This is a genomic window from Azospirillum sp. BE72, from assembly GCF_031455875.1.
Classification (GTDB): Bacteria; Pseudomonadota; Alphaproteobacteria; order Azospirillales; family Azospirillaceae; genus Azospirillum.
Genome location: NZ_JAVDTO010000003.1, coordinates 412,974 through 434,485, shown reverse-complemented (window position 1 = coordinate 434,485; position 21,512 = coordinate 412,974). Strand labels below are relative to the sequence as shown.

Genomic DNA, 21,512 nt, shown 5'->3' with positions numbered 1-21,512 from the left:
GATCGGGCATCTCCGCGGCCAGCCGGAGTCCGTCCGGTTCCACTGAGTTGTCTGGCCCGGGAATAGCCATGATCGCCACGTCCCTCGTGCTCGCCTTCAGCCTCTCCATGGATTCCTTTGCCGCTGCACTCGGTCGCGGCGCCTGCTCGCGCCGTGCCGGCCTGCCCGAGGCGGTGCGGGTGGGTGCGACCTTCGGCATCTGCCAGTTCGCGATGCCGCTGGTCGGCTGGGGCGTCGGCATCGCCTTCGCAAGCCTCGTTGAATCGGTCGATCACTGGATCGCCTTCGGCCTGCTGCTGGCCGTCGGCGGCGCCATGCTGCGCAACGCAATCATGGCCGGCGAGGATGAGGGCGAAGAGGATTGCGGCCCGGTGCGCAGCGTGCGCGCCGAATGGCTGGCCCTGCTGACCACCGCCGTCGCCACCAGCATCGACGCCGCCGCCGTTGGCGCGGGCCTGGCGCTGGTCGACGTGGACATGGTGACGACTTCGGCACTGATCGGTGCCGTGACCTTCGCGGTGGCCTTCGGCGGCGTGCTGATCGGGCGTGCCGCCGGCGCGCATCTGGGGCGCTGGGCCGAAATGGCCGGCGGCGTGGTGCTGATCGGGCTGGGGGCGAAGATTCTGCTTGAGCATACGCTGGGGTGAGGGACCTCGATTCTTGCGGCGTTGGACCCCCACCTAACCTCCCCCGCTGGGCGGGGGAGGGACTGCCGCTGCTCATCCGAGCAAGCACTTAATCCCCTCCCCCGCCCAGCGGGGGAGGGCCAGGGTGGGGGACATTCGAAGCCGACGCTTCTCCGTTACCACCCCCTCACCCCGCCAGCGTCATCCCCATTTCCCAGAAGTCCGCCTCCAGCCGGCAGGCCTGCCGGAACACCGTAGCCAGGCGGGGGAAGCGTGCTTCCGTCATCCCGTCGGCGGCCAGCCTGTCCAGGTTTTCCCGCGCCGCCCGCGCCACCTCCTGATAGGCCTCGCCGGCATATTCGGCGATCCAGGCGCGGTAGGGGTTGGCGTCGTCCAGCGCGCCGGGCAGGGCAGCCAGCCGGCGGCCGATCTCGGCATAGCCGATGACGCAGGGGCTGAGCGCGACATGCAGGTCCAGCAGATCGCCGCGCAGGCCGGTTTCCAGCACATAGCGGGTGTAGGCCATCGTCGCCTTGGCCTCCGCCGCTTGTTCCAGTTCGGCGGCGGACAGGCCCCAGCCGGCGCACAGGCCGACATGCAGGTCCATCTCCACGTCCAGGATCGCCTTCAGCCCGTTCAGCGACGCCCGCATCTCGCGCAGGTCGCGACCCTTGTAGATGGCGAGCGCGTAGGCGCGGGCGAAATGGATCAGGAACAGGTAATCCTGCACCAGATAATGGCGGAAACACTCCTGCGGCAGCGTCCCGTCGCCCATCCCGCGCACGAAGGCATGGTCGACATAGGCCGACCAGTCCGGCCGGGCCTCGGCGACGAGCCGGTCGAACAGGTCGGGGCGGGGGGCCGAGGCAGTCATGGCGGGCAGGGACATGATGGCGGTCTCCGGGATCGCTGACGGTATCGGGCGCATAGTCTACCGATCATTCGCCCGTTTGCAGCAACGCGCCGCGCACCCGTGCCTGCCGGAAGGCGTACAGGAACACCGCCACGCCGGCCGCCATGTAGAGCGCGTTCAGCCCGACCGCCCAGGCCAGATGGTCCCAGCGCAGGACGCCCTCGAACACCAGCGCCCGCATGCCCTCGAACACGTGGGCCGAGGGCAGCGCCAGCGAGACCGGCTGCAGCCATGCCGGCAGAACCGAAACCGGATAGTAGACCGCACTGACCGGCGCCAGCATGAAGACGACGATCCAGGCCAGCCCCTCCGCCCCCATGCCATAGCGCAGGATCAGCGCCACGATCAGCAGCCCCAGCGACCAGCCCAGCACGATCAGGTTGGCGAAGAAGGCGGCCAGCGGCAGGCCGAGCGCGAAGACCGAATAGCCGAAGAAGGGAATCGCCAGCCCCGCCGCCGGCAGCACGCCGATCAGGGTGCGCAGCAGGCTCATGGTCATCAGCGCCGTCACCCATTCGCCGGGGCGCAAGGGGCTGACGAACAGATGGCCCAGGTTGCGCGACCACATCTCTTCCAGGAAGGAGATGGACACCCCGAGCTGGCCGCGGAACAGCACGTCCCACAGCAGCACGGCGCTGACCAGCACCCCGGCCCCCTGCGCCACCCAGCCGCTGCCGCCGCCGCTGGTCGAGGCCATGAACTGGTTGATGTAGCCCCACAGGATCATCTGCATGGTCGGCCAATAGGCCAGTTCCAGGATGCGCGGCCAGGACCCGCGCAGCAGATACCAATAGCGCAGCACCATGGCGCCGACCCGGCGCAGCGAGAAGTCGGCCCGCGGGATCGGGTGGGGAGCGGTCGCGTCATTCGGCGGCATCGGCGGCCTCCCCGGCCAGGAGCGTGCCGTCCGAAGCGCGGGCGATGTCCAGGAACACCTCCTCCAGCGTCTGGCGGCCATAGCGGGCGAGCAGGGCGGAGGGCGCGCCGCGGTCGACGATCCGCCCCTGCCGCATCATCAGCACGCTGTCACATAAGCGTTCCACCTCCAGCATGTTATGGGAGGCGAGCAGGATGGTGGCGCCGGTGCGGGCGCGGTACCGCTCGAGATATGTCCGGATCCAGTCGGCGGTGTCGGGGTCGAGCGAGGCCGTCGGCTCGTCCAGCAGCAAAAGCTCCGGGTCGTTCAGCAGAGCTTTCGCCAGTGCGACGCGGGTTTTCTGCCCCGCCGACAGCCCGCCGGACGGTCGATCGAGAAAACGCGTCAGGTCAAGATGCTCGGACAATTCTCGGACGCGCTTTTTGACGCATGTCAAACCGTAGAGGTGGGCATAGACGGTAAGGTTCTCCCGCACCGTCAGCCGATGGGGCAGTTCGACGTAGGGGGAGGAGAAGTTCATGCGCGGAAGCACGGCATGCCGATGGCGCGCCATGTCGACGCCCAGGATCTCCACTGTCCCGGCCGTCGGCAGCAAAAGCCCCAGCAGCATCGAGATGGTCGTCGTCTTGCCCGCACCGTTGCCGCCCAGAAGGCCGGTCACGCTGCCGCGCGGCACGGTGAAGTCGATGGCGTCGACCGCCGTCACCTCCCCGCCGCCGGGCGTGGGGAAGCGCTTGGTCAGCCCGGCCACCCGGATGGCGGGCGGATGCTGTGGAATGGTTCGCTCGGTCATGGGCACAGAATATGGCGGCGGGAGCCGCAACCGCCAGGGGCACGCGGGCGACGGGCATGCAGGCCAGGGGTATCGATCATGGTGACGCTCGCCAGCGTATTGCCCGCCCCGGTTCCGGCCCCGGCCCCGCCGCAATGGGCGCAGCCCGACGGCCGCATCACGCTGCGCACGCTGATCCTGATCCGCTGGGTCGCGGTGATCGGGCAGCTGGCGGCGGTCGGATTCGTCAGCCTGGGCCTGGGCTTCCCGCTGCCGCTGGGGCCGGTCCTGGCCGCCATCAGCGCGTCGGCCCTGCTGAACGTGGTGGCGATGGCCCAGCAGGGCGGCCGGCTGCGGCTGGCCGACCGCGACGCCGCGCTGTATCTCAGCTACGACATGCTGCAGCTGACGCTGCTGCTCTATCTGACCGGCGGGTTGAGCAACCCCTTCGCCATCCTGCTGCTGGCGCCGATGACCGTGGGTGCGGCCATCCTGTCGCGCTACAGTACGGTGCTGCTGACCGGGCTGAACCTGATCTGCCTGACCGCGCTCGCCCTCTGGCACTTCCCGCTGCCGTGGGAGGAGCCGGTGCGATCCATGGCGCCGCTCTATGCCTTCGGCGTGTGGCTGTCGCTGTCGGTGTCATCGGTCTTCATCGCCGGCTATGTGTTCCGCGTCGCCGCCGAGGCGCGGCGCTTCGCCGATGCGCTCGCCGCCTCGCAGGTGGCGCTTGCCCGCGAACAGCGCCTCGGCGCACTGGGCGCGCTCGCCGCCGCCGCCGCGCACGAACTGGGCTCGCCGCTCGGCACCATCGCCGTGGTGGCGAAGGAGCTGGCGCGCGACCTGCCGCCCGACAGCCCCTATGGCGAGGATGTCGAGCTTCTGCAGAGTCAGGTGATGCGCTGCCGCGAGATCCTGGCCGATCTAGCGCGCAAGCCCGAGGCCGACGGCGGCGACCCGTTCGAACGGCTGCCGCTGACCACGCTGATCGAAGCCGCCGCGGCGCCGCATCGGCTGGGCCATATCGACTTCGTCGTGGAACCGCACCCGGTCGGCGAGGCGGAGGAACCCTTCCTGCGCCGCAGCCCGGAGATCATCCACGGCATCGGCAACTTCATCCAGAACGCCCACCAGTTCGCCCGCCACAAGGTGACGGTCGCCGCCGCCTGGGACGGCCGCGGCGTCACCATCACGGTGATGGACGACGGCCCGGGTTTCCCGCCCCATCTGCTGGGCCGCATCGGCGAGCCGTACCTGTCGGTGCGCGGCGAGCGCTCCGGCCCCAAGGGGCAGACGGGCGGCGGACATATGGGGCTGGGCATCTTCATCGCGCAGACGCTGCTGGAGAAGACCGGCGCGACGGTGCGCTACACCAACAATCCGCCGGCCGGCATTCCGCCCGCCGATCAGACCGCCGGCGGGCACTCCAATCAGGGCGGCAGCGGTGCGCGGATTTCCGTGCGCTGGAAGACCATCAACGCCAAGAAGTGAGGTTTTACGGTGGACACCCTCAAAACAACCGATGACCTGCTGTCGGGCGATGCCGTCAAGCTGACCTTCACTGGCGACGTCACCCGCAGCCTCCTGATCGTCGACGACGACGCCCCCTTCCGCACGCGGCTGGCCCGCGCCATGGAAAAGCGCGGCTTCAACGTCGTCGCAGTCGATTGCGTGCAGCTCGGCATCGAGGTGGCGCAGGAATCCGCGCCCGCCTTCGCGGTGGTCGACCTGCGGCTGGGCGACGGCAACGGCCTGGACGTGGTGTCCGCCCTGCGCGACGCCCGCCCCGACGCCCGCGTCGTCATGCTGACAGGCTATGGCAACATCGCCACCGCCGTCGCGGCGGTGAAGGCCGGCGCGGTCGACTATCTGCCCAAGCCCGCCGACGCCGACGCCGTCGAATCGGCGCTGCTGGCCGACGGCCGCCCGCTGCCCCAGCCGCCGGAAAACCCGATGTCGGCCGACCGCGTGCGGTGGGAGCATATCCAGCGCGTCTTCGAACAGTGCGACCGCAACGTCTCGGAGACCGCCCGCCGCCTGAAGATGCACCGCCGCACCCTGCAGCGCATCCTGAACAAGCACGCCCCGCGCGCCTGACTCCCCGGCCCGGCACTTTCCGGGAAAACGCGAACGGCCCGCCCCCGGAAGGGAGCGGGCCGTTCGCATGGCGGGCTGATGCGCCCGTCAGGCGGTGCGGTCTTCCGTGCGGCAGGTCTTGACGCCCAGCAGCGTGTAGGCGGGGCAGAAGCCGACGATCGCCGTCAGCAGGGGCACCAGCCCGACCAGCCCCCACAGGGTCTGCGGCCCGACGACGGTCAGCGAAAGCAGGATCAGCCCGACGATGGCGCGCAGCGCGCGATCCAACGGGCCCACATTGCGGCAATTCATGACGGCACCTGTCGTGTTTGTGCGGCGATGTCCACCGCTCTACGCCTGGGCCATCCTTCCGTCTGTGATGGAATCACACTTGGCTACGCAATGTCGGTCGGGCCACGGGACGGATGGTGATACCTGTCCCTCTTCGAGAAATTGGATGATCCGCCGTTCGATCCGCAGCAGCATTTCGCGTGCAGGCAGGCTGTTGCATTCGCGGCTATGGTTGCGGATTTGTCGGATCACGCAGACGGTGGGGGTATCGTGACGGCACATCATGACGCAATCCTCCGTCTAAGGAATGACTGACTCTATCCTGTTTATCATATCCTTTGTAGCGGAAAAGTTGGTATGCATAGCATTTAAGTGTAAACCCTAAGTCATAGCTGGCCTCCGGCCAGTGCCAAGAGTGCCGCCGGGTCGAGCACCTGGATCCGGCCGCGCGACAAGGCCACTAGTCCGCTGCGTTCAAATTCCTTCAATTGGCGGCTCACCACCTCCCGCGCGGTGCCCAACTCCACGGCAAGGGCCTGATGCGTGACGTCCAGCCCGCCGGCGCCGTCGCGCCGGTCAGCCAGGAAACGGGCCAGGCGCAGATCGACGCGGCCGAAGGCAACCTCCTCGATCAGCATCATCATGCCGGTCAGCCGGTTGCCGAAGGACGCGAAGACGAAGTTGCGGAAGGCGGCGGAGCGGGCCACCAGATCGTGGAAGGGGCCGGCCGCCAGCGCCACCGCGTCGATGTCGGTCTCGGCCACCGCTTCGGCGCTGTAAGGATTGTCGGTCAGCAGGCAAGCGGTGGTGACGATGCAGGTTTCCCCGCGGGAGACGCGGTACAGCACGATCTCCCGCCCGGTTTCCGACGCCATCTGCACCCGCACGGCGCCATCCAGCACCATCATGAAGGTGTGACAACGGTCGCCGGCACGGAACAGGACGGTTCCGCGCGGAACGTTCACCCGCCGGCCGGCGTTGCACAGACAGGTTGCCGAATCCGGTTCCAGCTTGGCCAGAGTGGGGAAAAGCGCAGGGATCAGCGCAGCCCAGTCGGTCCGTTCGTCCGCTCGTTCGTTCGTCATGGAACCTGTCCTTCCGAGTAACCACTATTATCCCCCGTCCTGGCCCCGCGGTCCATACTGCACTGCAACAGGGTCAGGAAGGCTACCCACTGCGCGCCCATTGCTCGCCGCATGCACTGGATGGCCGATGCAACGGCTGGACTAACACTGCGTTTCAGCCAATCGGACGAACCGCCGAGCCTGCCCGCCGGACAGCAGCCACTGTCCGAAACGGCGGATCGGGCTAACGGACGGTCCTATGGCCGCGCTTTTGGTCGTTACGCGAGGAGGACCCCCTTGGCCACCCAGGAACTTCAGGATCAACCCCGACGCAATACCCCTGAGTCTCGGCGGGGCCCAGGTTCCGTCTCCCCCGGAATCTCCTACGATCTGTCGGCCAGTGCGGCCAGTGCGGTACGCCGGACCACCGGGCTGTTGCGGCGGCACAAGCTGCTCATCGGCACGGTGATCGTGGTCGGCACCGGATTGGCGGTCCTCGCCGCGTTCCGCATGACGCCGCTCTACACGGCCGAGACCCTGATCATGGTCGAGCATCGCAAGAACACCGTCCTCAATTTCGAGGGGGTGGTCTCCGACATGACGCCCGACATCAGCTCCCTGCAGAGCGAGGTCGCCATCCTGAAATCGCCCGCCTTCGCCGAAAAGGTGGTGGCGAAGCTGAAGCTGATGAACGATCCGGAATTCAACGCCTCGCTGCGGCCGCCGCCCCCCGGCTGGGTGGCGGCGCTGAACCCGCGCAACTGGATTCCCGACAGCTGGAAGCAGACCAGCGACGTGCCGCTGTCGCCCGAGGAGATCGAGCGAAACCATCTGACTTCGGTGGTCAACGAGGTGCTCGACAACACGTCGGTCCGGCCGCAGGGCCGCTCCTATGTCATCGCCGTCAGCTTCGACAGCGAGGATCCGCGCAAGGCCTCCCTGATCGCCAACACCATGGCCGACCTTTATCTGGTCGACCAGCTCGACGAGAAGTTCAAGGCGTCCAAGCGCGCCACTCAATGGCTGGAAGAGCGGCTGGCCGACCTGCGCCGGGAAGCGCAGACCACCGGTGACGCGGTGGAGAAGTACCGGACCCAGCATGGCCTGACCACCTCGTCGGTCAACGAAAGCACGGTGGTCGGCCAGCAGCTGAGCCAGCTGAACGCCGACTACATCCTGGCCCGCACCAAGCGGCAGGAGGCGGAAACCAAGCTGCGCGACGTCACCGCGATGGCAAACTCGCCGCGCGGCGCCTCGGCGGTCGGCGACGTGCTGGGATCCCCGCTGATCCAGGCCCTGCGCGAGCGCGAGGTCGACATCCAGCGGCAGATCGCCGACGCCACCAACCGATACGGCAGCAAGCACCCGATGCTGCAGGCCCTGCAGAGCCAGCTGCGTGACCTGCAAGGCCAGATCAGGGCCGATGTCGGCAAGATCGTCTCCAACCTCAGCAATGAGGTGGAACTGGCGAAGGGCCGCGAGCAGGGGCTGAAGGCCAGCCTGGATCAGGCCGAAGCCAAGCAGAACGAACAGCAGCAGGCGACCGTCGGCCTGCGCACACTGGAACGCGACGCCACCACCGCGCAGTCGATGTACGAGGCGCTGCTGACCCGGTCGCAGCAGATCGCGGCACAGACCGACATGCGCCAGCCCGACGCCCGCGTGGTGTCGGAGGCGTCGATCCCGCTCGACCCGTCGCAGCCCAACCGCAAGCTGATCGTGCTGCTGGCGCTGGTGGCGTCGGGCACGCTGGGCGTGCTTCTGGCCATGCTGCGCGAACGGGCCGACGGCGGCTTCCGCAGCCCGCACCAGTTCGAACTGGCGACAGGCGTGCGCAGCTTGGGCATCGTGCCGCGCATCCCGCGCTTCGGCGGATCGCCTGCCAGCTATGTGGTCGACAAGCCGATCTCCGCCTTTGCGGAATCGATGCAGAACCTGCGCACCTCACTGCTGCTCGCCAACCCCGACGGGCGGCACCGGGTGATCCTGTTCAGCTCGTCGGTTCCGGGCGAGGGCAAGAGCTCCGTCGCCGCGGCCTTCGCCCGCACCTGCGCCAACGCCGGCCAGCGGACGATCCTGGTCGATTGCGACCTGCGGCGGAAGAGCCTGCACGAAATGCTGGGCATGGCCAACAACCGCGGCCTGTCGGAGGTGCTGGCCGGCACCGCTGCGCTGGAGGACGTCATCCAGGTCGATCCGCGCACCGGCCTGCACGTCATCCCCGCTGGTCACGGCCCGTCGCTGCCGCAGGATGCCCTGGGCTCGTCCGGCATGCATCAGCTGCTGTCGCGCCTGTCGGTCAACTACGACCGCGTGGTCCTGGATTCGCCGCCGGTCCTGGCGGTGTCGGAAGGCAAGCTGCTGGCGGCGCTCGCCGACCAGACCGTCTTCATCGTCCGCTGGGGGCTGACCAAGCGCGGCACCGCCATGGCTGGCCTGAAGGAGGTGGTCGAGGCCGGCGGCGAGGTGGTGGGCGTCCTGTTCAGTCAGGTCGATACCCGGCGCCACGCACAATACGAGTTCCCGGACAGCGGCCGATACCACGGCTACCGCCGCTACTATGCGAACTGAGGAAGGCTCCCCCCTCTCCCGCCCCACAGGGCGGGAGAGGGCTTTTTGCCCCCTTGATTCAAAAGACGTTTCCACCACCGAAGAGCCTGTGAATGTCCGCTGGCCACCGCATCTTCCGGAACATCCGAGCCCTTGCCGCCGCGAAGGCGGCGACGATGGCGAGCGGGCTGGTCACCGCCGCCTGGACCGCGCGGGTGCTGGGCCCGGACAGCTTCGGCGTGCTGGGGTTCGGCACTTCGCTGATGGCCTATGCGGCCCTGTTCGTGAACATGGGCCTGTCCACCTACGCCATCCGCGAGATCGCGCGCGACCGCGATCGGAACGACCACCGGGACCGGGCCGCGGAACTGTCGGAGCATGTGCTGACGCTGCGCACCGTACTGGCCCTGGTGGTGGGTGCCATCTATGCAGTCTTCATCCTGTCGTTGGACAAGCCGATGGAGGTGAAGGCGGTTCTTCTGGTGCAGGCGGTGCAGCTGCTCGGGAACGCCCTGGTGCTCGACTTTGTTTACCAGGCGACCGAGAAGATGGGGGTGATCGCCACGCGCGAGATCGGAACATCCATCGGCTCCATGCTGCTCGTCTTCCTGCTGGTGCGTGGACCTGAGGACGCCATCACCGCAGCCGCCATCACCGGCGGCTCCATCACCGTCAACGCGCTGATCATGATCGGCCGTTTCCGCCGCGATTTCGGCACGCTGCGCCCGAGGATCGACCTGAAGGTGTGGCGCGAAATCCTGACGGCGGCGACGCCGATGGCGGTCGGCGTTTTCGCCTGGGCGATCTTCACCCATCTGGACGTGGTGATGCTGGGCTTCCTGGCTCCGCACACCGAGGTCGGCTGGTACAGCGCGGCGGTGAAGATCCAGACCCTGGCGAATCTGGTCGGCAACATCGTGATGAACGCCTTCCTGCCGCAATTGGCTGCCTCCTATGGCGAGATCGGGCCGATGCGCGACCGGATGCGCGCCTATGCCGGCGTCATGCTGGCGGTCGGCGGGCTGGTCGTCGCCGGTGGCTTCGCCTTGGCGCCGGTCATCCTGGGCACGCTGTTCGGCGACGCCTACGCCCCGGCGACGCTGGCGCTGCGGCTGCTGATGCTGGCCTCGGCGGTGGTCTACGCCAACATGATCCTGGGCAACCCGCTGCTCGTCTGGCACCGGCAGACCGGCTACATGATCGCCATGCTGTCGGGCGGCGCGCTGAACGCCCTGCTGAACATCTGGTGGATTCCCCGCTACGGCATCGAGGGCGCCGCCATGGCGACCTTCACCGCGGAGTTGGCCGCCACCGTCGCCATCGCCTGGATCCACCGTCGGGCAGTGGGCGAGCTGTATGTCGGGATCACCGCGCGGGCGATGCTGTGTGCCGGCGCGGCCATCGGCACGGCCTTCGCCCTGGCCCATGTCGGCGCCCCGTTCTTCGACCGCATGCCGGCGCTGGTGCATTTCGCCGCCGGCAGCGCGGCGATGGTCGTGGTCTATGCGCTGGTGGCCGTCCTGACCGGCCTGGTGCGCCCGAAAAGGCTGCGCCGGCTGACCAGAGCCACGGCGTGAAGGAGGTGAAGCATGACAGTCCGGCTGCCTGCTCCAGTGATCGCACCCAACAATTTTGCAATGCCGTCCATCGGCTTTCGGCTGCGGGAGCGGAATGCGCCTATTGCACCACTTTCGAACGTCTCTGTTGGTGCCTCCAAGCATTCATTAGGACGCGACGAGGGTTAGTACCATTAATACGGCCGTGATCTGCAATCATGGTCTTTCCATCGGACGGCGATTTCTGAAACACTTCGCGCTGCACAACGCCGGTAACGAGGTACTTCATCGTCACGGCGAAGTCACAACAAGAAAACAATTTCGAATTTCGAGGTTTCTCCGTCTGCATCCTTGGCGACAGGGCAGGGCAGTCGGGGCGTCTCCAAACTCTAAGACCCCGCCGCCGGTGGCGGGGCCTCAGCAAACGGCAGGAGCGACGATGCTTCCCAAGACTTTTTCCGATCGTAACGTCAGCGTCCTCGGGCTCGGCTATGTCGGCCTGACGCTGGCGGTGGCGATGGCGGACGCCGGCTTCCAGGTGCATGGGGTCGAGGTGCGGCAGGACGTGCTCGACAAGCTCGGCCAGGGCAACCCGCACTTCCACGAACCGGGCCTGACGGAGAAGCTGCGCCACGTCATCGCGCGCGGTCGCTTCACCTTCAGCCGCAACCAACAGGATTGCAGCAAGGCCAGCGTCTTCATCATCACGGTCGGCACGCCGCTCGGCAAGGACGGCCGGGTCCGCACCGACATGATCGAGGCGGCCACCCGTCAGGTCGCCAGCTGCCTGCATGACGGCGATCTGGTCATCCTGCGCTCCACCGTGAAGCTGGGCACCACCCGCAACGTCGTGGCGCCGATCCTGCGCGCCACCGGCAAGCAATTCGACATCGCCTTCTGCCCGGAACGCACGCTGGAAGGGCAGGCGCTGCTGGAGTTGAACCAACTGCCGCAGATCATCGGGGCGGAGAGCCTGGACGTCGCCACCCGCGCCGCCCAGATCTTCGGCTTCCTGACGCCGACCACCGTCAAGGTCTCCACCCTGGAGACGGCGGAGCTGATCAAGCTGGTCGACAACACCTACCGGGACGTCACCTTCGCCTTCTCCAACGAGATCGCCAAGCTGTGCAACGCCATGGAGATCTCGGCGGTCGAGGTGGCGCGCGCCGGCAAGCTGGGCTATCCGCGCACCAACCTGCCGCTGCCCGGCCCGGTCGGCGGCCCCTGCCTGGAGAAGGACCCCCACATCCTGATCGAGGCGGCGCGCGAGGTCGGCGTCGAGATGGCGATCACCGCTGCCGGCCGTCTGGTCAACGAAAGCCAGCCGGTCGAGGTCGCCGACTTCCTCGGCAAGCTCGCCCATTCGATGCAGGGCTTCCCGGAGGTGCCGACCATCAGCCTGATGGGCCTCGCCTTCAAGGGCCGGCCGGCGACCGACGACCTGCGCGGCACCATGGCAAAGCCGGTGCTGGAGGAGCTGCGCCAGCGCTTCCCCACCGCCCGCCTGCGCGGCTTCGACGCGGTGGTGCGGCCGGACGACATCCGCTCCTTCGGGCTGGAGCCGGCGGCCAACATGACCGAGGCGGTGTCCGGCGCCAACCTTGCGGTGATCCTGAACAACCACCCGGTCTTCACCTCCATGCCGCTGCCGGATCTGGCCCAGCGGATGGACCGGCCGGGCGTGATCTACGACTTCTGGAACAACTTCAACAGCCGCGATGTCGACCTGCCGGACGGCACCGCCTACGTCGCGCTCGGCAGCCATGGCGCCGCCCGCTACGCGCATGTGGCCTGACGCAATCCGGGTCTGCAAAGCGGTTTGGGAAGAGGAATCTGATCGACATGAAACACTATCTCGTCACCGGCGGCAGCGGCTTCATCGGTGCCGCACTGGTCCAGCGGCTGGTCCGTGACGGCCACCGCGTCCGCGTGCTGGACGACAACTCGCGCGGGCACACCGGGCGGCTGGCCGGCGTGCTGGACGACGTGGAGTTCGTCCAGGGCGACATCCGCGACCCGGCCGCCGTGCGCGAGGCGGTGCGTGGCGTCGACGGCGTGCTGCATCTGGCCGCCGTCAACGGCACCAAGCATTTCTACGAGAAGCCGGAGGTTGTGCTGGACGTCGGCGTGCGCGGCATGATGAACGTGCTGGACGCCTGCCGTGCCGACGGGGTGGGCGACCTCGTCGTCGCCTCCTCTTCGGAGGCCTACCAGACCCCGCCGGTGGTGCCGACGCCGGAGGACGTGCCGCTGGTGGTGCCGGACGTGTTGAACGCCCGCTACAGCTACGGCGGCTCCAAGCTGATCTCGGAGCTTCTGGCCGTCAACTGGGGCCGCAGCGGCTTCGACCGCGTGGCGATCTTCCGTCCGCACAACGTCTACGGCCCCGACATGGGCTGGGAGCATGTGGTGCCGGAGTTCTCCCGCCGCGCGGTGGAGGCGATCGCCTCCCATCCCAGCGGGCCGGTGCCCTTCCAGATCCAGGGCGACGGCCGCCAGACCCGCGCCTTCGTCCACATCGACGACGCCATCGACGGCATCGTGACGGTGGTCGACAAGGGCGAGCATCTCGGCATCTACCATGTCGGCAACCCGGAGGAGGTCACCATCGCCGACCTCGCCCGGCAGACGGTGTCCTGCCTCGGCCGCGAGGCCCAGGTGATGCCCGGCCCGGCCGCCCCCGGCGGCACCGACCGCCGCAGTCCCGACATCGCCAAGCTGACGGCGCTGGGCTTCACCCCGCGCATCCCGCTCTCCGCCGGCCTGCCCGGCGTGGTGGAGTGGTACGCGGAGCGTGCACGGGCTGATCTGGGGCGCTTGGGGCAGGCGGCGGAGTAGGGAGTCGACTGGGGGGTTAGACCCCCACCTAACCTCCCCCGCTCTCAGCGGACCTACGGTCCGCCTGCCGCGTCAGCACAAAGCGAAGCTTTGTGCGAGAGCTGGGCGGGGAAGGGACTGCCGCTGAACGCCGACAAGACTCCAATCACCCTCCCCCGCATCGGACGGACCTTCGGTCCGCCGAGAGCGGGGGAGGGTCGGGGTGGGGGCAATCGGGGGCAAGAGCTCGCACAAGATCTTAAGGAGACGGCCCGCATGGACCGCAACAGCCGTATCTTCGTCGCCGGCCACCGGGGACTCGTCGGGTCCGCCATTCTGCGGCGGCTGACCGAGGCCGGGCATACCGACCTCGTGATCCGCGACCGGTCGCAGCTCGACCTGACCGACCAGGCGGCGGTGCGCGCCTTCTTCGACCGCGAGGGGATCGAGCACGTGATCCTGGCCGCGGCGAAGGTGGGCGGCATCCTTGCCAACGACCGCTTCGGCGGCGACTTCATCCGCGACAACCTGCTGATCCAGAACAACGTCATCGACGCCGCATGGCGCGGCGGCGTGAAAAAGCTGCTGTTCCTCGGCTCCTCCTGCCTCTACCCCAAGCATGCCGAGCAGCCGATCAAGGAGGAGGCGCTGCTGTCCGGCCCGATGGAGCCGAGCAACAAGCCCTACGCCGTCGCCAAGATCGCCGGCATCACCATGTGCCAGGCCTACCGGCGCCAGTACGGCTTCAACGCCATCTGCGCAATGCCGTCCAACCTCTACGGCCCCGGCGACCATTTCGATCCGGAGACCTCGCACGCGCTGCCGGGCATGATCCGCCGCTTCCACGACGCCAAGCTGGCGGGCGACCCGACGGTGACGCTGTGGGGCACCGGCACGCCGCGGCGCGAGTTCCTCTATGTCGACGACATGGCGGACGCCTGCCTGCACCTGATGGACCATTACGACAGCGAGGAGATCATCAATGTCGGCCCCGGCGACGACATCGCCATATCCTCCCTCGCGGCGCTGATCCGCGACACCGTCGGCTACACCGGCACGCTGACCCAGGACCTGAGCAAGCCCGACGGCCACCCGCGCAAGCTGATGGACGTGTCGCGCCTGTTCGCCACCGGCTGGCGCCCCAGGGTGTCGCTGGAGGAGGGGCTGCGCCGCACCTACGACTGGTTCCTGGAGAACGCCGCTCCGGACCGTCGCCAAGCTTCCAAGCAGGCAGCGGAGTAAAGCCCCGATGCCGGACGATTCCATCCATCTGCGGGAGCCGGTCACCGACCGGCCAGCTTCCAAGGCCTCTCCCAGCTCGCTGTCCCTGTCGGACGTGCCCGTGCCGGAAGAGCTGCTGCTGGTGGCGCAGAGCTATTGGCCGGAGCCGGCCGGCAGCGCGCCGATGATGACCGACCTCGCCACCGCCTTCGCGGCGGCCGGGGCCGAAACGACCGTGCTGACCGCGCGGCCCAACTATCCCGGCAACAAGGTCTATGACGGCTACATCGACGGGTCGCAGGACCGCAAGACCGTGGACGGGGTGCTGATCGAGCGCCTGCCCACCATCCCGCCGGCCGGCGGCGGCATGAAGGCCCGCCTGATCCACGAGGGCGTGCTGCATGCCGGCTTCGCCGCGGCACTCGCCCGCGGCCGGGTCGGGCGGCACGACGCGGTGCTGTCGCTCTGCCCGTCGATCCTGTCGGTGGCCATCGCCGACCGCCTGACCACGCCGGGCGGCCGCCACGTCGCCATCGTCCACGACATCCAGTCCGGGCTTGCCGGGGCACTGGGCATGGGCGGCAAGGCGGCGGTCAAGGCCATCCGCGCCATGGAGCGCACGGCGCTGAACCGCGCCGACGCCATCGTCGTCCTGTCGGAGCCGATGCGCGGCGTTCTGGAGGAGCTTGGCGTCACCAAGCCGATCCATGTGATCCCGCCCCATGTCGATGCCGACGCGGTCCATCCGCTGCCACGCCCCGACCAGCCGCCGACCGCGCTCTACAGCGGCGCCTTCGCCCGCAAGCAGGGGCTGGAGCAGGTGCTGGACATGGCAGGCCATCTGGCGGAGCTGATGCCGCAGGCGCGGGTCAAGATGCGCGGCCAGGGCGGGCTGGAGGAGGAGCTGAAGTCGCGCGCCCGCGCCATGGGCCTCGGCAACGTGATCTTCCAGCCGCTGGCGCCCAAGGACCAACTGAACGAAGCGATGGCGGAGGGCGACGTCCATCTCGTGCCCCAGCGGCCCGAAGGGGCGGCCTTCGCCATGCCCGGCAAGGCGGTGACCATCCTCGCCGCCGGACGGCCCTTCGTCAGCACCTGCCTGCCGGGGTCCGCGCTCGCCACGCTGGAGGCCCAGGTCGGCGCCTTCCTGTGCACCCCGCCGGAGGAGCCGCGCGCCATGGCGGAGGCGGTGGCGGCGCTGCTGTCCGATTCCGCCCGCGCCACTGCGATGGGCCGCCGCGGCCGCGCCTGGGTGGAGGCCAATGCCACCCGCGCCGTTGCGCTCGACCGATACGCCCGTCTTCTGTTGGGAGAGGCAGCATGAAGAAGCCCGCTCTGGTCTTCAGTTGGGAGATGTTCGGCCCCTACCACATGGACCGGCTGGAAGCGGTCGGCCGCCGACTGGGCCATGTCTATGACGTGATCGGGCTGGAGGTCGGGTCGAAATCGCACACCTACGCCTGGGATTCGACCGGAACGGGGCAGAATTTCCGCAAAGTCACCCTGTTCCCCGGCCAATCGAAGGCCGACCTGTCGAAGGCCGCGGTCTACCGCGCCCTGCTGCGCGAATGCCGGCGCGTCGACGCGCGCTTCGTCTTCCTGTGCCATTACGAGGATCCGGACGTCTTCGCGCTTGCCCTGACCATGCGGCTGACCGGGCGCAAGGTCATCAACATGAACGCGTCCAAATACGACGACAAGCCGCGCATCCTGTGGCGGGAGATGGTCAAGAGCGTCTTCTACTCCCCCTATCAGGCGGGGATCGGCGGCAGCCACCGCACGGTGGATTACTTCCGACTGCTGGGACTGCCCAAGGACCGCCTTTATATCGGGTACGACACGCTGTCCCTGGACCGCATCCGGCGCCTGTCCGGGATGGAGCCGGCCCCTGGCGGAGTACCCTTCGCCGATCGACACTTCACCATCATCGCGCGCTTCGTCCCGAAGAAGAACTTGTTCCGGGCGGTCGAAGCCTACGACATTTACCGGCGGCTGGCCGGTCCGGCCGCCCGTCCGCTCCATCTCTGCGGGTCCGGTCCCCTGGAGGCGGATCTGCGGGCCGAGGTGACGCGGCGCGGGTTGGACGGATCGATCATCTTCCGCGGTTTTCTGCAGGAGAAGGGGATCGCCGAAACGTTGGGGTCCACGCTCTGCCTGCTGCTGCCGTCCTTGGAGGAGCAGTTCGGTCTGGTGGTGAACGAGGCATTGGCCATGGGGGTTCCGACCATCCTGTCCGATCAGTGCGGCGCCCGCGACGTGCTGATCCGCAGCGGCCTGAACGGCCACATCGTGGAGCCGGACAACCCCGAGGGGCTGGCGCGCTACATGCTGTCGGTCGCGGGGGATGAGGATGAATGGCGCCGTCTGAGCCTGAACGGGCGGCCCTTCCAGGCCTTGGCCGATGCGAGCTTCTTCGCCCAGTCGGTGGAGAAGGCCGTGGTGGCGCTGGGCGGCCCTAAGGCGGAGCGCAGCGCGGACACGGAATATGCGTCCGACTATTCCGCCGACCCGGAGGGTGGCCAGCATGGCCGGTCCGCCGGAGCGGCACTGACCGGGAGTTGACGATGGAACGGAACGCGCGCACCCATGTGGTCGTCTCGGGACGGCTGCCGCCGCCGGTGGACGGGATGAGCCGGGTGACCGCCCTGGTGCTGGACCGTCTCCGGGACCGCATGCGGGGGCGCGGCCGTGTCGAGGTGGCGGACCTGTCGCCGGGGTGGAACGGCGGCGGCGCCGCCTACCACCTGCGCAAGATGGCGCGGGTGTTCGGGACCATGGGGCGGCTGGCCGCCGGGGTGGGCAAGGCCGACCGGCGCTTCTACATGCCGGTCGATTCGGGTTGGGGTGCGCTCTACACCGCGGCGCTTGCCGGCACCGCGCGCCTGTTCGGCTACGAGCGGGTTCTGCACCACCATTCCTTTGCCACCATCAGCAAGCCGACCTGGCGAATGCGGCTGCTGACCCGGATAGCCGGGCCCGACTGCACCCATGTGCTGCTGTGCCCGGCGATGCAGATGCGCTTCCAGTCGATCTACCCGGCGGCGCGCAGCTGCATGACCATGTCGAACGCCATCTTCTCCGTCCCCGACGCTGCCCCGCGTCCGCGGCGCGACGGACCCCTGCGCATCGGCCACCTGTCGAACCTGTGCAGCGAGAAGGGGCTGGACACGCTGTTCGCCCTGCTGCGCGCTCTGCAGCTGGATGGGGTGGACGCCAAGCTGGTGCTGGCCGGCCCCGGCCTGAAGCCGAAGGACAATGCGATGATCGCCGCGGGCCTGATGGCCTTCGACGGGGCGGTCGAGTATCACGGCCCGATCCATGACGAGGCCAAGGAGGCCTTCTACCGTGACATCGACGTCTTCGTCTTCCCCACCCGCTATCGCAACGAGGCGCAGCCGCTGGTCCTGTTCGAGGCGATGGCGGCCGGCGTGCCGGTCCTGGCCTATGAGCGCGGCTGCATCGGTTCCGACATCCCGGCCGACGGGCTGGTCCCGCAGGATGCCGACTTCGTGAAAGCGGCGTTGCCGATCCTGGCGGCCTGGGCCGATGACCGCGAGGCTCTGGCCCTCGCGTCCGCCCAGACGCTGACCCGCGCGCGGGTCGCCTACGAGACCAGCCGCACCGGCCTGGACCTGCTGCTCGACCGCATCGCCGGCCCGCACCCCGCGACCGCCGCCGCCGCGGTGCCGGCCAAGCGCCGCGTGGCGGGGTAGGAGAGAGGCATGGGGGAGGGCGCTAGGCCCCGCCCCCAAGCGGCAGGGCCGTTTCGAACTTAATCTCCTTCAGGGCGAAGTTGGAGCGGATGCGGACCTGGAAGGGCAGCTGGAAGACGAACTCCTCCAGAAAGCGGTTGTAGTCGGCGATCGCCCGCACCGCGACGCGCAGCAGATAGTCCGCATCGCCCGACACCGCATAGCATTCCAGCACCTCCGGCCGCTTGCGCACCGCGTCGATGAAGACGGCGGCGGTCTCAGCCGAATGGTGGTCGAGCGTCACATGGGCGAACACGCACTCTCCCACCGACGCCGCTTTCGGATCGACCAGCGCCGTGTAGCGGCGGATCACCCCCGTCTCCTCCAGCGACTTCAAACGGCGCCAGCAGGAAGACGGCGAGGTGCCGACCCGGTCGGCCAGCTCCTGCACGGTCAGGCGCGAATCCTCCTGCAGGGCGATCAGGATTTTGACGTCGATTTCCGATAGGGCGGCAGGCAACGGCAAACTTCTCCGGTGGAGCAGCGTTAGGCGAAAAATCCTGCCAAAATCATAGGTATGCTGGCCCCACTTTGAAAGCTATTTCCACGAACAGTCCGGCATACTGATCGCATAATGAACCAAGGGAGAGGCGATCATGGCCGACATGTGGGAAAACCCGATGAAGACCGACGGATTCGAGTTCATCGAATTCACCGCGCCGGACACCGTGGCGCTGGGCCGCCTGTTCGAGCAGATGGGCTTCTCGGCAATCGCCCGCCACCGGTCCAAGGACGTCACGCTCTACCGCCAGGGCGACGTGAACTTCATCGTCAATGCCGAGCCGTCGGGCTTCCCACGCAACTTCGCCGCCCAGCACGGCCCGTCGATCTGCGCCATCGCCTTCCGCGTCGCCGACGCCGCCTTCGCCTACCGCCGCGCCGTCGATCTCGGCGCCTGGGGTGTCGAAAACCGGGTCGGCGCGATGGAGCTGAACATCCCCGCCATCAAGGGCATCGGCGATTCGCTGATCTACCTCGTCGACCGCTATGGCGAGCGCGACAGCATCTATGAGGTCGATTTCGTGCCGCTGCCGGGGGTGGACCAGCATCCGAAGGGCGCCGGCCTGACCTACATCGACCATTTGACCCACAACGTCCACACCGGGCGGATGGAGGAGTGGGCCGGCTTCTACACCCGCCTGTTCGGCTTCCGCGAGATCCGCTACTTCGACATCGAAGGCAAGCTGACCGGCCTGCGGTCGAAGGCGATGACCAGCCCCTGCGGCAAGATCCGCATTCCGATCAACGAGTCCGCCGACAACAAGTCGCAGATCGTCGAATATCTGCGCGACTACAAGGGCGAAGGCATCCAGCACGTTGCGCTGGGCACCAACGACATCGTCCACACGGTGGAGACGATGCGCGGCATGGGCACGCCGTTCCAGGACACGCCCGACACCTATTACGAGCGCATCGATGCCCGCGTGCCCGGCCACAACCAGGATCTGGAGCGCCTGCGCGCCAACCGCATCCTCGTCGACGGCGCCCCGACCGAGGGCCAGGGCCTGCTGCTGCAGATCTTTACCCAGAACGTCATCGGCCCGATCTTCTTCGAGATCATCCAGCGCATCGGCAACGAGGGCTTCGGCGAGGGCAACTTCAAGGCGCTGTTCGAATCCATCGAACTCGACCAGATCCGCCGCGGCGTGCTGAGCGAGAACGCCGCCTGATCGTCATGCGGGTTCCACAGGCAGGGCTCCGAACGCCGTCCGGTCGCAAGACCGGGCGGCGTTTCCGCCTTGGGAGGCACTTGAACTAAATTTCCATAATGATTGTTATGTGTTTTTTAATGTCTTTGGACCGGCGACCTCCCGCCGGTCCGGGTCACTCCGCCCTTGTGTGGGCGTCGAAGCGTTCGCGGTCGCTCTTGTCGCTCATGAAGATGGCGAAGGGACGCAGCGCGTCGGCATGGTTCAGGGTGATGGCGATCAACACCGCCATCGGGGCGGCCAGCAGCGCGCCGGCGGCTCCCCACAGCCAGCTCCACAGCAGAAGCGCGATCATCACCACCAGGGGCGAGATCGCCAGCTGCTTGCCCTGCATGTGCGGCGCCACGAAGTTGCCCATCACCTGCTCGATCACCAGCAGGCCGGCGGCGACCGCCGTCGCGGTGCCGGCGTCCTTGGTCGCCACGGTCAGCAGGACCGGGAGCGCCCCGGCCACCACCGATCCCACCACCGGCACATAGTTCAGCAGGAAGGCCAGCAGGCCCCACAGCAGGACCAGATCCACCCCGAACAGCGACAGCCAGCCGATATAGAGCGCACCGGTGATCAGCCCCAGCACGCTGCTGACCACCAGATAGCGGCGGAACTGCTGGGCGATGGCCGCCACCGCCTCCACAGCGGTCTGGCAGCGCTCGCGGCCCAGCGTCATGACGATCTTCTCCCGCCAGACCGGCGCTTCCAGCTGCATCAGCAGGGCGAGGAAGACGGTCAGCACCAGAATGGAGGCCGTCTGGCCGGCCGATGACAGGGCCGCCTTGGCGAAGCCGGTGATCGGATCGACCGGCACCTCGCCGCCGCCCTGCCCGGCCTGCTGTTCCCCACCCTGTCCGGCCGCCGGCGCCAGATCGGCCTTGGCGCCCTGGATCCACTGGTTGACCTTCGCCCACAGCTTGCCCAACGCCTCGGCATATTGCGGGAAATCCTCCGCCACGCGCTGGGCCACCAGCGCCATTCCGCCGAAGAAGGCGGCCAGGATGCCCAGGATCAGCAGCATCGACGCGGCCAGTCCCAGCCAGGACAGGCGGCGCGGCACCCGCTCGCGCACCCAGCGGCTGACCGGAGCGACGGCGACGGCGACGAAGAAGGCCGAGATGACCGGGATCAGGATCGAGGCCGCCGCCTGCAACACCCACAAAACCGCCACCCCGGCCAGGATGCCGAGCAGCCAGAGGGCGAGGTTGACGCGGTCGACGCGCCCCCTGCCCTGCCGCTCCCCGTCATCCCCCTGCCCGTCATCCCAGCGCCCGCCGTCCGTTCCGCTGTCCACGCT

At 68.1% G+C, this 21,512-nt stretch carries 19 protein-coding genes; 12 read left to right on the top strand and 7 right to left on the bottom strand.

The window, feature by feature from the left end; genetic code table 11:
- Nucleotides 1-68: 68 nt before the first annotated feature.
- Nucleotides 69-647, top strand: a complete 579-nt coding sequence (locus tag J2Y49_RS13575) for a manganese efflux pump MntP family protein (RefSeq protein ID WP_310115379.1) — start codon at nt 69-71, stop codon at nt 645-647.
- A 166-nt stretch (nt 648-813) separates the two neighbouring features.
- Here J2Y49_RS13575 and tenA read toward each other — a convergent pair whose 3' ends face one another.
- The 3 genes from tenA to J2Y49_RS13560 all read right to left on the bottom strand — a co-directional run bounded on the left by tenA (nt 814) and on the right by J2Y49_RS13560 (nt 3,209).
- The gene (gene tenA / locus J2Y49_RS13570; protein ID WP_310115525.1) at nt 814-1,500 is read right to left on the bottom strand and encodes a thiaminase II; all 687 of its coding nucleotides are present in this window, start codon (nt 1,498-1,500) and stop codon (nt 814-816) included.
- A 64-nt stretch (nt 1,501-1,564) separates the two neighbouring features.
- A complete protein-coding gene (locus J2Y49_RS13565) occupies nt 1,565-2,416 on the bottom strand; it encodes an ABC transporter permease (RefSeq protein ID WP_310115378.1) in 852 nt (283 codons plus the stop codon).
- Entirely contained in the window at nt 2,403-3,209 is an 807-nt protein-coding gene (locus J2Y49_RS13560) for an ABC transporter ATP-binding protein (protein ID WP_310115377.1), read from the bottom strand. Before J2Y49_RS13560 ends, J2Y49_RS13565 begins: the two co-directional genes overlap by 14 nt.
- Before the next feature lie 78 nt (nt 3,210-3,287).
- On the opposite strand from J2Y49_RS13560, the gene J2Y49_RS13555 reads away from it, so the two are divergent.
- Both J2Y49_RS13555 and J2Y49_RS13550 read left to right on the top strand, forming a co-directional pair.
- Nucleotides 3,288-4,679, top strand: coding sequence for an ActS/PrrB/RegB family redox-sensitive histidine kinase (locus tag J2Y49_RS13555; protein ID WP_310115376.1), 1,392 nt, complete (start codon nt 3,288-3,290; stop codon nt 4,677-4,679).
- Nucleotides 4,680-4,715: 36 nt separating this feature from the next.
- Complete coding sequence (locus J2Y49_RS13550; protein WP_044553362.1) at nt 4,716-5,285, top strand: ActR/PrrA/RegA family redox response regulator transcription factor; 570 nt, start codon at nt 4,716-4,718, stop codon at nt 5,283-5,285.
- Nucleotides 5,286-5,372: 87 nt separating this feature from the next.
- On the opposite strand, the gene J2Y49_RS13545 is transcribed toward J2Y49_RS13550, so the two are convergent.
- Complete coding sequence (locus J2Y49_RS13545; protein ID WP_310115375.1) at nt 5,373-5,576, bottom strand: DUF2892 domain-containing protein; 204 nt, start codon at nt 5,574-5,576, stop codon at nt 5,373-5,375.
- Between the two features lie 365 nt (nt 5,577-5,941).
- Complete coding sequence (locus J2Y49_RS13540) at nt 5,942-6,640, bottom strand: Crp/Fnr family transcriptional regulator (protein ID WP_310115374.1); 699 nt, start codon at nt 6,638-6,640, stop codon at nt 5,942-5,944.
- Between the two features lie 414 nt (nt 6,641-7,054).
- Between J2Y49_RS13540 and J2Y49_RS13535 the strand changes: the two genes are divergently transcribed.
- The 8 genes from J2Y49_RS13535 (at nt 7,055) to J2Y49_RS13500 (ending at nt 18,476) form a co-directional block, all read left to right on the top strand.
- Complete coding sequence (locus J2Y49_RS13535) at nt 7,055-9,190, top strand: polysaccharide biosynthesis tyrosine autokinase (RefSeq protein ID WP_310115373.1); 2,136 nt, start codon at nt 7,055-7,057, stop codon at nt 9,188-9,190.
- A 92-nt stretch (nt 9,191-9,282) separates the two neighbouring features.
- Nucleotides 9,283-10,746 carry a flippase gene (locus J2Y49_RS13530; protein WP_310115372.1) on the top strand — a complete coding sequence of 488 codons (1,464 nt, stop codon included), beginning with the start codon at nt 9,283-9,285 and terminating at the stop codon, nt 10,744-10,746.
- A 418-nt stretch (nt 10,747-11,164) separates the two neighbouring features.
- Nucleotides 11,165-12,520, top strand: coding sequence for a nucleotide sugar dehydrogenase (locus tag J2Y49_RS13525; protein ID WP_310115371.1), 1,356 nt, complete (start codon nt 11,165-11,167; stop codon nt 12,518-12,520).
- A 47-nt stretch (nt 12,521-12,567) separates the two neighbouring features.
- Nucleotides 12,568-13,563 carry an SDR family NAD(P)-dependent oxidoreductase gene (locus J2Y49_RS13520; protein ID WP_310115370.1) on the top strand — a complete coding sequence of 332 codons (996 nt, stop codon included), beginning with the start codon at nt 12,568-12,570 and terminating at the stop codon, nt 13,561-13,563.
- Nucleotides 13,564-13,818: 255 nt separating this feature from the next.
- Complete coding sequence (locus J2Y49_RS13515; protein ID WP_310115369.1) at nt 13,819-14,784, top strand: GDP-L-fucose synthase; 966 nt, start codon at nt 13,819-13,821, stop codon at nt 14,782-14,784.
- Nucleotides 14,785-14,791: 7 nt separating this feature from the next.
- Complete coding sequence (locus J2Y49_RS13510; protein ID WP_310115368.1) at nt 14,792-16,087, top strand: glycosyltransferase family 4 protein; 1,296 nt, start codon at nt 14,792-14,794, stop codon at nt 16,085-16,087.
- On the top strand, nt 16,084-17,325 hold the full coding sequence (locus J2Y49_RS13505; protein WP_310115367.1) for a glycosyltransferase family 4 protein: 1,242 nt from the start codon (nt 16,084-16,086) through the stop codon (nt 17,323-17,325). The genes J2Y49_RS13510 and J2Y49_RS13505 overlap by 4 nt, the downstream gene beginning before the upstream one ends.
- 2 nt (nt 17,326-17,327) lie before the next feature.
- Nucleotides 17,328-18,476 (top strand): glycosyltransferase family 4 protein, encoded by a 1,149-nt coding sequence (locus J2Y49_RS13500; RefSeq protein WP_310115366.1) that lies wholly within the window; start codon nt 17,328-17,330, stop codon nt 18,474-18,476.
- 22 nt (nt 18,477-18,498) lie between these two features.
- On the opposite strand, the gene J2Y49_RS13495 is transcribed toward J2Y49_RS13500, so the two are convergent.
- Nucleotides 18,499-18,975: an Lrp/AsnC family transcriptional regulator gene (locus tag J2Y49_RS13495; RefSeq protein ID WP_310115365.1), complete on the bottom strand. Its 477-nt coding sequence runs from the start codon at nt 18,973-18,975 to the stop codon at nt 18,499-18,501.
- 136 nt (nt 18,976-19,111) lie between these two features.
- Between J2Y49_RS13495 and hppD the strand changes: the two genes are divergently transcribed.
- Complete coding sequence (gene hppD / locus J2Y49_RS13490; protein ID WP_310115364.1) at nt 19,112-20,185, top strand: 4-hydroxyphenylpyruvate dioxygenase; 1,074 nt, start codon at nt 19,112-19,114, stop codon at nt 20,183-20,185.
- Nucleotides 20,186-20,339: 154 nt separating this feature from the next.
- Here the strand turns inward: hppD and J2Y49_RS13485 are convergent, their stop codons facing one another.
- Nucleotides 20,340-21,509: an AI-2E family transporter gene (locus J2Y49_RS13485; RefSeq protein ID WP_310115363.1), complete on the bottom strand. Its 1,170-nt coding sequence runs from the start codon at nt 21,507-21,509 to the stop codon at nt 20,340-20,342.
- Between the last annotated feature and the right edge of the window lie 3 nt (nt 21,510-21,512).

What these genes read in the sequence shown, in the direction of transcription:
- J2Y49_RS13510 (WP_310115368.1), top strand. Translation starts at nt 14,792, where the DNA reads ATGCCGGACGATTCCATCCATCTGCGGGAGCCGGTCACCGACCGGCCA.
- J2Y49_RS13515 (WP_310115369.1), top strand. Translation starts at nt 13,819, where the DNA reads ATGGACCGCAACAGCCGTATCTTCGTCGCCGGCCACCGGGGACTCGTC.
- J2Y49_RS13540 (WP_310115374.1), bottom strand. Translation starts at nt 6,640, where the DNA reads ATGACGAACGAACGAGCGGACGAACGGACCGACTGGGCTGCGCTGATC.
- J2Y49_RS13575 (WP_310115379.1), top strand. Translation starts at nt 69, where the DNA reads ATGATCGCCACGTCCCTCGTGCTCGCCTTCAGCCTCTCCATGGATTCC.
- tenA (WP_310115525.1), bottom strand. Translation starts at nt 1,500, where the DNA reads ATGACTGCCTCGGCCCCCCGCCCCGACCTGTTCGACCGGCTCGTCGCC.
- J2Y49_RS13500 (WP_310115366.1), top strand. Translation starts at nt 17,328, where the DNA reads ATGGAACGGAACGCGCGCACCCATGTGGTCGTCTCGGGACGGCTGCCG.
- hppD (WP_310115364.1), top strand. Translation starts at nt 19,112, where the DNA reads ATGGCCGACATGTGGGAAAACCCGATGAAGACCGACGGATTCGAGTTC.
- J2Y49_RS13520 (WP_310115370.1), top strand. Translation starts at nt 12,568, where the DNA reads ATGAAACACTATCTCGTCACCGGCGGCAGCGGCTTCATCGGTGCCGCA.
- J2Y49_RS13560 (WP_310115377.1), bottom strand. Translation starts at nt 3,209, where the DNA reads ATGACCGAGCGAACCATTCCACAGCATCCGCCCGCCATCCGGGTGGCC.
- J2Y49_RS13565 (WP_310115378.1), bottom strand. Translation starts at nt 2,416, where the DNA reads ATGCCGCCGAATGACGCGACCGCTCCCCACCCGATCCCGCGGGCCGAC.
- J2Y49_RS13530 (WP_310115372.1), top strand. Translation starts at nt 9,283, where the DNA reads ATGTCCGCTGGCCACCGCATCTTCCGGAACATCCGAGCCCTTGCCGCC.
- J2Y49_RS13545 (WP_310115375.1), bottom strand. Translation starts at nt 5,576, where the DNA reads ATGAATTGCCGCAATGTGGGCCCGTTGGATCGCGCGCTGCGCGCCATC.
- J2Y49_RS13525 (WP_310115371.1), top strand. Translation starts at nt 11,165, where the DNA reads ATGCTTCCCAAGACTTTTTCCGATCGTAACGTCAGCGTCCTCGGGCTC.
- J2Y49_RS13555 (WP_310115376.1), top strand. Translation starts at nt 3,288, where the DNA reads ATGGTGACGCTCGCCAGCGTATTGCCCGCCCCGGTTCCGGCCCCGGCC.
- J2Y49_RS13505 (WP_310115367.1), top strand. Translation starts at nt 16,084, where the DNA reads ATGAAGAAGCCCGCTCTGGTCTTCAGTTGGGAGATGTTCGGCCCCTAC.